General features: G+C 64.2%; 14 protein-coding genes and 1 pseudogene. 8 read left to right on the forward strand and 7 right to left on the reverse strand.

The features are described 5' to 3' along the window. Positions 1-101: 101 nt before the first annotated feature. Together C3F42_RS06450 and C3F42_RS29820 are read right to left on the reverse strand one after the other, a co-directional pair. Positions 102-629: a DUF3455 domain-containing protein gene (locus C3F42_RS06450; protein ID WP_094010542.1), complete on the reverse strand. Its 528-nt coding sequence runs from the start codon at positions 627-629 to the stop codon at positions 102-104. 259 nt (positions 630-888) lie between these two features. Continuing rightward, a pseudogene (locus C3F42_RS29820) lies at positions 889-1,020 on the reverse strand (site-specific integrase); the annotation flags it as partial. 104 nt (positions 1,021-1,124) lie between these two features. Here C3F42_RS29820 and dusA point away from each other — a divergent pair. The 3 genes from dusA to C3F42_RS06470 all read left to right on the forward strand — a co-directional run bounded on the left by dusA (position 1,125) and on the right by C3F42_RS06470 (position 5,267). Further along, the gene (dusA, locus tag C3F42_RS06460; RefSeq protein ID WP_104444202.1) at positions 1,125-2,135 is read left to right on the forward strand and encodes a tRNA dihydrouridine(20/20a) synthase DusA; all 1,011 of its coding nucleotides are present in this window, start codon (positions 1,125-1,127) and stop codon (positions 2,133-2,135) included. A 213-nt stretch (positions 2,136-2,348) separates the two neighbouring features. Next, complete coding sequence (gene tal, locus C3F42_RS06465) at positions 2,349-3,269, forward strand: transaldolase (protein ID WP_094010544.1); 921 nt, start codon at positions 2,349-2,351, stop codon at positions 3,267-3,269. A gap of 144 nt (positions 3,270-3,413) precedes the next feature. Continuing rightward, a complete protein-coding gene (locus tag C3F42_RS06470; RefSeq protein WP_104444203.1) occupies positions 3,414-5,267 on the forward strand; it encodes an alkaline phosphatase D family protein in 1,854 nt (617 codons plus the stop codon). 103 nt (positions 5,268-5,370) lie between these two features. Here C3F42_RS06470 and rssC read toward each other — a convergent pair whose 3' ends face one another. Together rssC and rssB are read right to left on the reverse strand one after the other, a co-directional pair. Further along, a complete protein-coding gene (gene rssC, locus C3F42_RS06475; protein ID WP_023631332.1) occupies positions 5,371-5,853 on the reverse strand; it encodes an anti-sigma factor antagonist RssC in 483 nt (160 codons plus the stop codon). Then, positions 5,850-7,034: a two-component system response regulator RssB gene (gene rssB / locus C3F42_RS06480; protein WP_104444204.1), complete on the reverse strand. Its 1,185-nt coding sequence runs from the start codon at positions 7,032-7,034 to the stop codon at positions 5,850-5,852. The genes rssC and rssB overlap by 4 nt, the downstream gene beginning before the upstream one ends. A gap of 269 nt (positions 7,035-7,303) precedes the next feature. Between rssB and C3F42_RS06485 the strand changes: the two genes are divergently transcribed. Further along, positions 7,304-7,603, forward strand: coding sequence for a PilZ domain-containing protein (locus C3F42_RS06485; protein WP_104444205.1), 300 nt, complete (start codon positions 7,304-7,306; stop codon positions 7,601-7,603). Between the two features lie 145 nt (positions 7,604-7,748). On the opposite strand, the gene C3F42_RS06490 is transcribed toward C3F42_RS06485, so the two are convergent. Further along, complete coding sequence (locus tag C3F42_RS06490) at positions 7,749-8,456, reverse strand: VacJ family lipoprotein (RefSeq protein WP_023631335.1); 708 nt, start codon at positions 8,454-8,456, stop codon at positions 7,749-7,751. 187 nt (positions 8,457-8,643) lie between these two features. Here C3F42_RS06490 and C3F42_RS06495 point away from each other — a divergent pair, with 187 nt between their 5' ends. Together C3F42_RS06495 and C3F42_RS06500 are read left to right on the forward strand one after the other, a co-directional pair. Beyond that, entirely contained in the window at positions 8,644-9,195 is a 552-nt protein-coding gene (locus C3F42_RS06495) for a hypothetical protein (protein WP_038705757.1), read from the forward strand. Positions 9,196-9,318: 123 nt separating this feature from the next. Further along, complete coding sequence (locus C3F42_RS06500; RefSeq protein WP_031315272.1) at positions 9,319-9,582, forward strand: DUF4404 family protein; 264 nt, start codon at positions 9,319-9,321, stop codon at positions 9,580-9,582. Positions 9,583-9,614: 32 nt separating this feature from the next. Here the strand turns inward: C3F42_RS06500 and queF are convergent, their stop codons facing one another. After that, a complete protein-coding gene (queF, locus tag C3F42_RS06505; RefSeq protein WP_023630950.1) occupies positions 9,615-10,445 on the reverse strand; it encodes an NADPH-dependent 7-cyano-7-deazaguanine reductase QueF in 831 nt (276 codons plus the stop codon). 68 nt (positions 10,446-10,513) lie between these two features. After that, positions 10,514-11,032 carry a plastocyanin/azurin family copper-binding protein gene (locus C3F42_RS06510; RefSeq protein WP_023630949.1) on the reverse strand — a complete coding sequence of 173 codons (519 nt, stop codon included), beginning with the start codon at positions 11,030-11,032 and terminating at the stop codon, positions 10,514-10,516. A gap of 158 nt (positions 11,033-11,190) precedes the next feature. On the opposite strand from C3F42_RS06510, the gene C3F42_RS06515 reads away from it, so the two are divergent. After that, a complete protein-coding gene (locus C3F42_RS06515; protein ID WP_038705756.1) occupies positions 11,191-11,871 on the forward strand; it encodes a heavy metal response regulator transcription factor in 681 nt (226 codons plus the stop codon). After that, complete coding sequence (locus C3F42_RS06520) at positions 11,871-13,214, forward strand: heavy metal sensor histidine kinase (protein ID WP_177410833.1); 1,344 nt, start codon at positions 11,871-11,873, stop codon at positions 13,212-13,214. Before C3F42_RS06515 ends, C3F42_RS06520 begins: the two co-directional genes overlap by 1 nt. The last annotated feature ends 28 nt before the right edge of the window (positions 13,215-13,242 follow it).

Raw genomic sequence — 13,242 nt, forward strand, 5'->3', positions numbered from 1 at the left:
GTTTGCGGCTTCCTTGTGTGAGGCAAGGGACCCCGGCCATCCAGCCGGGGGCTTGCCATCGAGCGTAGATCATCAACGGCGGAGTGTCGGCCTCGGGCACGTCACTTGGCTGTCCAGAACACGTAGTCTGCCTGGTACTGCACGACCTGCTTGGCACCTTTGTTCTGCGTCGTGCAGTCGCTTGCCGGCGCCACGCCACCACGGGTTGCCAGACGCTGGATATAGCTGACCCCTTGCATGGCGCCTTTGCCTTCGGCCGGGTTGGCCTTGACCAGCTGATAGGGGATGGCGCCTTTCTCCGCCTGGGCTACCGCCAGCTGCGTACCGGTGACTTTCGAGCCGTCCTTGGCTTGCCAAGTGGCGGGAGGGCCGAAGTAATCGCCTACCTGTTTGCCGGCGCGGTCATTGAGCACGGCCTTGGGGCCAACGAAAGTCCATTCGGTCTGGCCAGGCGCGGAGGCCTTGTCGCGGCATTCGTAGGTGATCTCGCCGACGCCGACAGTCTCGAGCATGACGCGATGGCCATCGGGGACCTTGACTGCCTCTGGCAGCGCAGATTGGGCGTGGGCTGGCTGCAGCGCAAGGATGAGGCTGCAAGCGAGCAGCATAGCGGAGAACTTGGGGCTCATGAGGTGTGCTCCTGACAGGTCATTGGCTGGGCAGTCACAGGCTGCCCATTAGTACTACCCATCAGCGATAGAACTGGATGCACGGCAGGGGAAAAATTGGTTTTGCCCGTGGTACGCCGAGCGCCAGCGATACATCAATGTGCACTCATCCTGGCCGAATCCATGAGCGGCTGCCGCTTCATCGTTCCAAAGGGGCCGGGTTGGCTCTGCCTGGCTCGCACCTGGCGTCGCCCAATTCGATCTCTCGTCGCTTCGCTCAGGCTTGAGCTGCCTGCTGGCGGGCGAAGGTCTGACACTCTTGGTAGACTAGGGCTCCTTTTTTCTTGAGGCGGATCCGGACGGTATGGATGACCGTTCCATCGGCCTTTTTCCTTGCTCTGATCGTTGCCATGTTTTCCGTTGGTACAAGCGTGAGTGGCGGTGGCAAATCGTACGCCATCACACCCAGAACGCCCGAAAAACCCCGGAAAATGGTACAAAACCGTGTAGACCAGAATGTCCCTAGAATCCGCTTCAACGCCATACACCACGCGCCCCGAGCCATCCCGCCGCTTCTCCGTGGCACCGATGATGGACTGGACAGACCGCCACTGCCGCTTCTTCCTGCGCCTGCTCTCAAGGCAGGCCCTGCTCTACACCGAAATGGTCACCACCGGCGCCCTGCTGCACAACGACGCCCAGCGTTTCCTGCGCCACGACGTGTCCGAGCACCCGTTGGCCCTGCAACTGGGCGGCAGCGTGCCAGCGGACCTGGCCGCCTGTGCGCGCCTGGCCGAGGATGCCGGCTATGACGAGGTCAATCTCAACGTCGGCTGCCCCAGCGACCGGGTGCAGAACAACATGATCGGCGCCTGCCTGATGGGCCATCCGGCGCTGGTGGCCGATTGCGTCAAGGCCATGCAGGACGCAGTCAGCATTCCGGTCACGGTCAAGCACCGCATCGGCATCAATGGCCGCGACAGCTACGCCGAGCTGTGCGACTTCGTCGGCCAGGTGCGCGACGCCGGCTGCCGCAGTTTCACCGTGCATGCACGCATCGCCATTCTCGAAGGCCTGTCGCCCAAGGAAAACCGCGAAATCCCGCCACTGCGCTATGACGTGGCGGCGCAGTTGAAGGCCGATTTCCCGGACCTGGAACTAGTGCTCAATGGCGGCATCAAGACCCTCGACGAATGCCGCACTCACCTGCAGACCTTCGATGGCGTGATGCTGGGACGCGAGGCGTACCACAACCCGTACCTGCTGGCCGAGGTCGACCAGCAGCTGTTCGGCAGCGCGGCGCCGGTGGTCAGCCGCGCCGAGGCCATTGCAAAGCTGCGCCCGTATATCGTCGCGCATATGCAAAGCGGCGGTGCGATGCATCACATCACCCGGCATATCCTCGGGCTGGGCCAGGGCTTCCCGGGGGCGCGGCGCTTCCGCCAGCTGCTGTCGGCGGACATTCACAAGGCCAGCGAGCCGCTGAAGGTGCTGGACCAGGCCGCCGAGCTGCTGCAGGGGCGCTGAGGGAACCTGCGGCGGGGTTGGCACTCGAAGGCAATGCCTTTTGCCGCAGCCCCGGTGTGAGCCGGGGCTGCTTTGCAGCCTGATGCGGGCAAGCGCGCGCCTACAGAAGGATCGCGTTGCCTGCGAAGGCTTTCCCGATACGCCTGCGACGGGCCTTGAGTGGCTGTCGGGGCTCGGGTAATGTCGAGTCATTGCACAGGACAGAGCACGCCCATGACCTCCAAGCTGGAACAACTCAAGCAGTTCACCACCGTGGTCGCCGACACTGGCGACCTGGATGCCATCACCCGCCTCAAGCCGGTCGACGCCACCACCAACCCGTCGCTGTTGCTCAAGGCCGCGGCCATTGCCGGCTACGCCGACCTGCTCAAGCAGGTCAAGGCCGATGCAAAGGGCAATGTCGACCTGGCCTGCGACAAGTTCGCGGTGTCGGTGGGCTCGGGCATTCTCAAGGTCATTCCGGGGCGCATCTCCACCGAAGTGGACGCGCGGCTGTCGTTCGACGAGCCGGCGCTGCTGAAAAAGGCCCGTCAGCTGATCGAGCTGTATGAAGCGGCCGGTGTGCCGAAAGACCGCGTGCTGATCAAGCTGGCCTCCACCTGGGAAGGCATCCGCGCCGCCGAGAAACTTGAGAAGGAAGGCATCCAGACCAACCTCACCCTGCTGTTCTCCTTCGCCCAGGCCCAGGCCTGCGCCGATGCCGGGGTGTTCCTGATCTCGCCGTTCGTGGGGCGTATCTACGACTGGTACAAGAAGAGCACCGGCAAGGAATACGTCGGCGCCGAGGACCCGGGCGTGGTATCGGTCACGCGCATCTACGACTACTACAAGACCAATGGCTACAACACCGTGGTCATGGGCGCGAGCTTCCGCAATATCGGCCAGATTGAACAGCTGGCCGGCTGCGATCGCCTGACCATCAGCCCCGAGCTGTTGCAGCAGCTGGCGGACGACCAAGGCGATCTGCCGCGCATCCTCAAGCCGGGCAATGCCGGCGAAGCCAAGCAGCAGTTGAACGAGAGCCAGTTCCGCTGGGCAATGAACGAGGACGCCATGGCCACCGAGAAGCTGGCCGAAGGCATCCGCCAGTTCGCCCGCGACCAGGAGAAGCTGGAAGCGCTGATGGCTGGCTGACAAAGCCTGATACATCTTCGGCTTGATCGACGGGCGGTTAATGCAGAGCATTTCCGCCCGTTTTCGTTGGGGCCGCATTCCCCATAACCAGTGGGAGCGGGCTTGCCCCGCTATAGCGTCATACCAGACAAAACCGAGCCATAGATGATCCCCAGCACCACCCTCCCCCTTGTCCTTGCCGGCCCGGTACTGCGCCGCCTGGAGCCGCAGCGTCTGGCGATCTGGCTGGTCGGTTCGCAACCGCTGCAAGCCGAATTTGTCCTGGAACAGGCCGGCATCAGCGCCACCGCGCATTGCGAAGTGATCGCGGTCGGTACGCACGCCTTCATCCACCTGCTGGATATTCACTTCGAACAGCCGCTACCCAGCGACGTGGCGCTCGAGTACGACCTGCGCCTGGCCAACGGCCAGGGCATCGCCGACTGGGCCCCGCACCTGCTCTACCCCGGCGCCAGTCGCCCCAGCTTCGTGCTGCGCGAGCGCCTCGACCAGGTGCTCCACGGCTCGTGCCGCAAGCCCCATCATCCGGCTGCCGACGGCCTGTTGTGCGCCGACCGCCTGCTGGCCGCCGGCCCGCGCCCCGAGGAGCGCCCCGCCGTGTTGCTGATGAGCGGCGACCAGGTGTATGCCGACGATGTCGCCGGCCCGATGCTGCGCGCCATCCACGGGTTGATCGAGCGTCTGGGCCTGTTCGACGAGGCGCTGGACGGCGCCCTGGTCGACAGCGGCGCCGCGCTCTACCAGCACCCGGCCTGCTATTACCACCGCGCCGACCTGCTGCCGGCCCAGGAAGGCAACGAAACCCTGCGTGAGCGCTTCTTTGGCGGCAAGCGCAAGCCGATCTTCTCCTCCAGCAACGCCGACAACCACCTGGTGACCTTCGCAGAAGTCATGGCCATGTACCTGCTGGCCTGGTCGCCGCTGCCGTGGTCCCTGGTGTGCATGCAGATGCCATCCGGCCTCACCGACAAGCGCCAGGCCCGCTACCGCCAAGAGCTGCCGCTCATCGAGGCCTTCCGCGATGGCCTCGGACAGGTGGCGCGGGTCATGGCCCACCTGCCCTGCCTGATGATCTTCGACGACCACGACATCACCGACGACTGGAACCTGTCGGCGCAGTGGGAGCAGACCGCCTACGGCCACCCGTTCTCGCGGCGGATCATCGGCAACGCGCTGCTCGGCTACCTGCTGTGCCAGGGCTGGGGCAACGACCCGGACGGCTGCGCGGCGCTGGTCCAACAGTGCCGCCAGTTGCATGAGGCGCGGGATGAACTGATCGGCGAACTGCTGCGCTTCCAGGGCTGGCAATACGCGCTGCCGAGCAACCCGCCGCTGCTGGTGCTGGACACCCGCACCCGGCGCTGGCGCAGCGAAAGCAACCTGGCCAAGCCTTCGGGCCTGCTCGATTGGGAGGCGCTGAGTGAACTGCAGCAGGCGCTGCTCGATCACCCCTCGGCGATCATCGTGTCGCCGGCGCCGATCTTCGGGGTCAAGCTGATCGAAACCGTGCAACGGGTGTTCAGCGCCCTGGGCTACCCGTTGCTGGTCGATGCCGAGAACTGGATGGCGCACCGCGGCGCGGCGCAGGTGGTGCTCAATATCTTCCGCCACTCGCGCACGCCTGGGCATTACGTGGTGCTGTCGGGCGACGTGCACTACTCATTCGTCTACGAAGTGCTGATCCGCCATCGCCAGCGCAGCCCGCACTTGTGGCAGGTGACCAGCAGCGGGATCAAGAACGAGTTCCCCCGGCGCCTGCTGGATGTGCTCGACCGGCTCAACCGCTGGCTGTATTCGCCGCGCTCGCCGCTCAACTGGTTTACCAAGCGTCGCCAGATGGAAGTGGTGCCGCGTACACCCAGCCGGAGCAAGGCCGGGGAACGGTTGTGGAACAGCGCGGGGCTGGGGCAGGTGTTCTTCGATGACCAGGGGCGGCCGGCGCGGGTGTATCAGTTGAATGCCGATGGTTCGCCAGCTACGGCGTTCATCAAGGACTGAAGCCATCACGGGGCAAGCCCGCTCGCACAAAGCCCCCTCGCACTGCCTGTGGGTGGGCTGAGTGGGAGCGGCGGTGCGCCGATGCGACTTGCCCCGCGATAGATCAGGATCTTTCCAGCGCGCTCACCAGGTCATGGAACGCTTCGCGGTTGGAGTCGTTCAAGCCCATGAGGATCTTGTGCGCCTCCAGCACCTTGGAGCGCACCACGCTCTCGTCCTGGTCCTGGGAAGGCAGGTCGGTCAGGCACTCCGGGCACGGCACCGGGCGGTCGACGATGTTGAACACCTGGTCGAAGCCCATGGACTGCAGCAGCCGGGAAATGTCCGGGTTGGTGGTGACCACGGTCGGCAGCAGGCCGACCTTCTGCCGGGACAGGATCGACAGCTTGGCCAGCAGGCCCAGGGTGGTGCTGTCGATGCTTTCGGTTTCGGTCAGGTCGATGACGATGGCCGAGAAGTTCAGCGCGGTGAAGATCTTCTCGATCGTCGCATCCAGTGCCGAACACAGGGTCAGGCGCACTTCACCGACAAATTTCAGAACGAAGGTCCCGCTTTGTTCGGCAAACTGGATTCTACCAGTACTCATTCAAGGTTCCTGCTCAACACCAATAGGGCGATATCATCCGGCATCTCCCCAAGCGTAGCCAATTCGAATCGTTGGCGCAGCCCGTCCAGGCTACCACCCGCCGCCTTGACGATCTCCGGCAAGGCCGCTTCCTTATCTTTGAGTGTGTCCCCGGGCAAAAGGTCCAGAATGCCGTCGGACATCAGGGTGAGGCTGAACTGCGCTGGCAGCTCCAGCACCAGGTCCTGGTAGCTGGCCTCGTCGAACAACCCCACCGGCAGGCCGCGGCCTTCCAGGTAACGGGCTTGCCCGGGGGTATACAGCACCGGCAGCGGCAAGTGGCCGCCGACGCTGTAGGTGAGCAGGCCGGTGTCCTCGTCGATGACCCCACCGACCATGGTCACATGCTTGCCCAGCTTGCAGTTGATCAAGCCACGGTTGATGTGGCTGAGTACCTGCGAAGGCTTGAACTCGCGCATCTTGCCGCCACGCTTGAATTCGAACAGCAAGCGCGTGGTCATGAACTTCAGCAGCACCGTGACGAACGCCGACGAGGCACCGTGGCCGGATACGTCCGCCAGGTAGAAGGCAATGCGCCGGTCGTCCACGCGGAAGTAGTCGGCGAAGTCGCCCGACAGGTACAGCGACGGGATGATCTGGTGCTCGAAGACGAAATCGCCGGCCACCCATGGGTTTTCCGGCAGCATGTTCATCTGCACCTGGCGGCCGGCAGTCTGGTCCTCCTGCAGCAGGTGCAGGCTGGCCTCCAATTCGCGGTTGGCGGCTTCGAGCTTCTCCCGGTAGCGCTGGTTCTCAAGCACCAGGCGCGAGCGGTCGAGCGCGCGGCGCACCGAGTGCTCGAGCACGGCCAGGTCTTCGAGGGGCTTGATCAGGTAGTCCGCCGCGCCCAGGCGCAAGGCTTCGACCGCGTCGCTCATTACGCCGGCACCGGACACCACGATCACCGGCAACTGCGGCGCGCGCTCGCTGATCCGGCGGATCAGTTCGAGGCCGCCCATCTGCGGCATGCGCAGATCGCAGATCACGAGGTCGGGCTGGTGTGCTTCGAAGACCTGGAGGCCCTGCTGGCCGTTGCCGGCCTGGAGGACGCTGAAGCCGCTGTCTTCCAGATAGGCGGCGAGGCTGGCACGGACCACCTCGTCGTCATCGATGATCAGCAGCGTTGCACTGGGTTTCTGCATGTGGGCGAACGGCGCCAGATTTGGGTTGGCGTAGCGGCTGTGGAGGACCGACAGACAGCTACTGGAATGCTCTCTAGCCACTCTCTATCTGAGTTGTAGGACAAGAAGACTGGTCCGGCAAATAGTGAGGTGCCCTGTAAGGCGCTGACGGTACTCCCATCCGCCTGGCGTTTCAAGCATGGGCAGGTAGACTTCCCTGCACTTTACAGGGCAAATCACCCGGCGTTATAAGAATGTGGAGCAACGCAACCTGACGAAAGGATGCAAGCATGTCCCAGCCACCCGTGGATTACAGCGAAAAACGTGATTTCATTCGCATGCGTATTGAAGCCGAGGTCCAGCTGCTGCAGGCCGACCAGGTGATCAGCGCTGTGTGCATCGACCTCTCAAGCACAGGCATGCAGGTGCAGGCGCCGCAGCGGTTCCAGGTGGGTGACCACCTGGAGGTACGCATCGACTCGGACCACACGGCCCTCGCTGGGCTGCATGCCAGCACCGAAGTGGTGTGGATCGCCGACCAGCCAGGCGGTGCGCAGCGCTTCGGCTTGCGCATCCTGGCGATGCATTGAACCGTTACATATTCGCGTAATGCAAAAGGGGCCGCCCTGCGACCCATCGCCGGCAAGCCGGCCCTCACAGAGTTATGCGATCCCCTGTGGGAGCCGGCTTGCCGGCGATGGGCTGCAAAGCAGCCCCATTACCTGACCGAAGCGGTCAGAAGTCGTCTTCGACCTGGCCGTCCTTGACCTTGAACTCGCGGTTCTGCAAGTAGGCATTGCGCAGGAAGATGTACTTGTCGCCTTGGATCAGCTTCTCCGCCGACAGCAGGCTGGCGCGGGTATCGATCACGTCCAGGGCGAAGATCGAATTGCGCGTCGGCACATGGTCGATATAGCGATAGGGTTCGGTGTAGGTGTCCGGGTACTTGGCCAGGCCGTCGCGCACGGTGCTTGGGCCAAGGAACGGGATGACCACATATGGCCCGCTGGGCACGCCCCAGTAGCCAAGGGTCTGGCCGAAGTCTTCATCGTTGCGCTGCAGGCCCATCTTGGTGCCGACGTCAAAGAAGCCACCCAGGCCGAAAGTGGTGTTGACGATCAGGCGCGCCGTATCGATGCCCGCCGCCCGAGGCTTGAGCTGCAACACGTTGTTGGCCAGGTTGGTGACGTCGCCCAGGTTGCGGAAGACATTGTGGATGCCATCCTCAAGGAACTGCGGGGTGATGAACTGATAACCCTGGGCCAACGGCTTGAGGGCATAGGTATCGAGAACGTCGTTGAACTTGAAGATCGGTCGGTTGACCGACTCCCACGGATCTTCCTCGGTGGCCGCCTGGGTTGCTGCCACGGGCGCCAGCAGCAAGCTGGCGCAGACACAGGCCTGGGTGACTCGCTCGATCACTCCGGCACCGAACCTACGCATAGATGTTTCTCCATCGGATTTCACGGCGGCAGCGGCGATTGGCACGCTGCTCGATAGGGCGCAAGTATACTGGCTTGCTTGCTGAACGATAGTTTTACATAACTCTGTCAAGATTTTGTGAACAACTGTTGCGTCATCCCCCGGTAACAAATGCCGGATAGCTTGCGGGCTATTTAGGGACGTTGCCATGCAAGAAGCACCCGCCTTCACCGCGGTACTGTTCGGACTGCGCGGCTGCCTGGTCCAGGCGCCCGACGGCAGCCCTCTGCCCGCCCCGGGCGCCCTTGACTCCCTTCACCGCCTGCGCGCCCAGCAAGTGCCCTGCATCTGGCTCGACGAAGTCAGTACCGCACAAGGCAAACGCCTGAGCGGCGTGCTGCCCGACTGGCTGCCGGGGCACTGCGCCAATGGCAGCAGATGGCCGACCCCCAACGCCTGCTGGCAAGCGCTGATGAGCCTGCAAAGCCAGCGCCTGGACGGCTGCGTGCTGGTCAGTGGCGTGCCACTGCTGTTGCAGTCGGGGCTCAACGCCGGTCTGTGGACGGTGGGGCTGGCGGCCTGCGACCAAGGCTCGGCGCAATGGCAGGCGCTGAGCCGCCAGGAACAGGAGCTGGCCCGCGGCAAAGCCACCCTGGCGCTGTTTGGCCTGGGCGTGCACTCGGTGATCGACCACCTCGAATCCCTCGATGCCTGCCTCGCGGACATCGCCCAGCGCCGGCACAAAGGCGAGAAACCCTGATACATCCCCGTTGATACGGGTCATGCAAAGCGTCGGCAGGTGGATTACGCTAGAGGTCAGGCCCGAACCTTTGCCGCTTCGCTGAGGTCCATGCCTTGCCAAGTCATTGATGGAGTAAGAACAATGCCTGCCCGCGAACTGCAAGAGCGCCTGAATAGCCTGCGCGAGCAACTGGATCGCAATGTGCCGCTTTCGGAAGAGGAACTGGCCAGCCTGCATGAAGAAGCCAGGCAGATCGAGGCCCAGCTGAAGCTTGAGGAAGCCACCCCGGACAACAACCTAGTCGACGGCGTGAACCTTGCCATCGAACGCTTTGAGGCCGAACATCCCGACCTCACCGCCACCCTGCGCAGCATTGCCAACTCGCTGCACAGCATGGGGATCTGAACCCAACGGGGCTGCGTTGCAGCCCCGTTACATTACTGCCGCACCAACCGCAGGTTCTGCGGGTTGATCGCCCCGGTGCTGCGGTACGGGTTGATATCCAGCCCACCCCGGCGCACATACCGTGCATACACCGTCAGGTGCTCAGGCTCGAGCAGGTTCTTCAGGTCCAGGTAGATCCGCTCCACGCACTGTTCGTGGAAGTCGGCGTGCTGGCGGAAGCTGATCAGGTAGGTCAGCAGGCTGGCATGGTCCAGCGCCCGCCCCTTGTATTCCACCACCACGCTGCCCCAGTCCGGCTGGCCGGTGACCGGGCAATTGGATTTGAGCAGATGGCTGTGCACGGTCTCTTCCACCACGCGATCCGCCGCACAGCGCAGCAATTCGGGCTGCGGTTGCTCGTAGTTGCTGATGCTCACATCCAGCGCATCGATGCACTGACCCGGCAAGGCAGTCACGCCTTGGCCTTCGACTTCGGCCAGGGTGCTGACCTTGACCGCCACCGGCTTGCCCGCGGCGCCAGACAGGTCTTTCACCAGGCAGGCCTGCAACTCGGCCACCGAGGCGAACACGGTCTGGTTCAGCGAGTTGAGGTACAGCTTGAAGGACTTGGACTCGATGATATTCGGCGAGTCGCAAGGAATGGCGAACTCGCCGATGGCCACCACCGGCTTGCCCGAGGGTAGCAACCAGGACAGCTCGAAGCAGTTCCAGAAATCCACGCCCTGCCACGGCAGCGTGTCGCCACTGACACCCAGCTCGGCCCACTTGGCCAGGCGCGGGATGGGGAACAGCAGCGAGGGGGTGTAGGTGGCGACGTATTCGCTGGACTTGCCCAGCGGGGAGTGTTCGGCGGCGGGATGCATGGAAACTGACCTGAAGGTTCGAAATTGCCCCTAGTCTACCGGTTTTGCACCCCGCCTTGGAGCCGATGTCACTCGATGGTCAACGGCCCGACCATGCCGGCCTGGTAATGGCCCGGCACGTTGCAGGCGAACTCGATGGGCGCCGATTTGCGGAAGGTCCAGGTCAGCTCCGCGCGCTGGCCAGGCTGCACCAGCACGGTGTTGCCGGTGTCGTGGCCATGGCCGCCGCCCATCATCTGGCTGTGGTCCATCTGCCCATGGTCCATGCCTTCGTGATTCATGCCGGCGGTAAAGATCTTGCCTTGCATGGCGACCATTTCCTTTTGATGCTCGGCGTGCATGGCCTTGTCGCCCAGGTTGAACTCGTGGGGCAGCTTACCTTCGTTGACCAGCACGAAACGTACGGTTTCACCGGCCTTGACCTTAATGCTCTTGGGTTCGAAGGCGATGTCCTTGAGTACCACCTCGACAGTGCGGGTGGCCTTGGCTGCCGGCGCCGGCTCGCCGAAGGCGAAGGGTTTGGCTTCGCCAGCGAAGGTGGGCAGGCTGGTCAGGGCAAGCGCGGCGGTGAGGAACAGGTGTTTCATGGGTGACTCCAGATCAATGCAGCGAAGATGGCGCCATTGTCGAAAAGGCTGGCTGGCAGCTGGCTGACGGGAAGATTACAACTTTGTCAGCTTGGGCAGGCCGCCAGATCGTCACGTATCATTTCGGCATCACGTTGGCCCGAACCGTTGGTAAACACATGAAACTGCTGATCGTCGAAGACCAGGCCAAGACCGGCCAGTACCTGAGCCAGGGCTTGAGCGAGGCCGGCTTCGCCACCGAACTGGCCAGCGACGGCGACACCGGCCAGCACCTGGCCCTGAGCGGCGACCACGACCTGCTGATCCTCGACGTGATGCTGCCGGGGCGCAACGGCTGGCAGATCCTCCAGGCGGTGCGCCAGGCCGGGCTGGACACCCCGGTGCTGTTCCTCACCGCCCGCGACGCCGTCGAGGACCGCGTGCACGGCCTGGAGCTGGGCGCCGACGACTACCTGGTCAAACCCTTTGCCTTCTCCGAACTGCTGGCCCGCGTGCGCAGCCTGCTGCGCCGTGGCGCCAGTGCCAGCCAGGATACCTGCCTGGCACTGGCCGACCTGCGCCTGGATCTGATCCGCCGCCGCGCCGAGCGCGCCGGCCAGCGCATCGACCTGACCGCCAAGGAGTTCGCCCTGCTCGAACTACTGCTGCGCCGCCAGGGCGAAGTGCTGCCCAAGTCGCTGATCGCCTCGCAGGTGTGGGACATGAATTTCGATAGCGATACCAACGTCATCGAGGTGGCCATCCGCCGCCTGCGCCTGAAGATCGACGACAGCCATGCAACCAAGCTGATCCATACCGTGCGTGGTATGGGCTACGTGCTCGAAGAGCGCCACGACTGATGCGCCGCCTGTCCCTGGGCAGCCGCCTCGCGCTGCTGTTCGCCGCCTGCACCGCTGCCGTGTCGCTGGGCGCCGGCCTGCTGTTCAGCCGTGCCAGCGAGCAGCATTTCGTCGAGCTCGACCAGCAATTGCTCAACGGCCGACTTTCGCTCATGAGCAGCCTGCTCGCCGGCGTCGCTACCCAGGAGCAACTGGCCATGCGCCTGCCGGCGCTGCTCAACGAGCTGAGTCACCAGTCCGACCTGGCCTTGCGTGTACGCGGCGCCGACGGTGCGACCTGGTTCGCCAGCCGCGGCGAACTACCGCAAGCCCCCGCCCCAACAGGCCTGGCCACACTGCACAGCAACGGGGTCGATTACCGTAGCCTCAGCGCGCCACTGATCGACGGCCAGCGTGCTTCGCCACAACTGACCCTGTTCCTCGACATCACCCACCACCAGCACTTCCTGCAAGGCATGCAGCGCTTGATCTGGCTCACCGTCGGCCTGTCGGCGCTGGCCACCGCGCTGCTCGGCGCCTGGGCCGTACGCCGTGGCCTGAAACCGCTGCGGCAGATGGGCAAGGTGGCCGCCAGTGTCACCGCCGGCTCGCTGACCACGCGCTTGCCGGCCGCCGAGATGCCCGAGGAACTGGCCGAGCTGGCCGGCACCGTCAACGCCATGCTGCAGCGCCTGGACGATGCCTTCCAGCGCCTGTCGGCGTTCTCCGCCGATATCGCCCACGAGCTGCGCACGCCGCTGTCCAACCTGCTGACCCACACCCAGGTCACCCTCACCCGCCCGCGCAGCCTTGAGGAGTATCGCGAGGCCCTGCACGGCAACCTCGAGGAGCTGCAATGGATGGCCCAGCTGGTCAACGACATGCTCTACCTGGCCAAGGCCGACCACGGCCTGCTGATGCCCAGCCGCCAGGCGCTGGACCTGGCGACGGAGGTCGATGCGCTGCTGGAGTACTACGCGCCGCTGGCCGAGGACGCCCAGGTGCGCTTGCTGCGTGAGGGCCAGGCCCACACCGAAGGCGACCGGCACATGTTGCGCCGGGCGCTGTCCAACTTGCTGGACAACGCCCTGCGCTTCACCCCTGCTGATGGTGAGATCCGGGTAAGCCTGGAGCCCGGGCTGCGCATCGTGGTGGCCAACACCGGGCCAGCGATTGCGCCGCAACTGCTTGAGCGATTGTTCGACCGCTTCTACCGGGCGGATCCGGCGCGCCAGGAAGGCAGCAGCGAGCATGCGGGGTTGGGGCTGGCGATCACCCGCTCGATCGTGCAGGCACACGGTGGGAAAATTCGGGCGGAGTGTGAAGATGGCTGGACGCGGTTCGTGATCGAGTTGCCCGCGTAGGGGCGCAAAGCGCCCCACCGGTGTTGCA

This window comes from Pseudomonas sp. PONIH3 (assembly GCF_002934345.1).
In the GTDB taxonomy this organism is placed as follows: Bacteria; Pseudomonadota; Gammaproteobacteria; order Pseudomonadales; family Pseudomonadaceae; genus Aquipseudomonas; species Aquipseudomonas soli.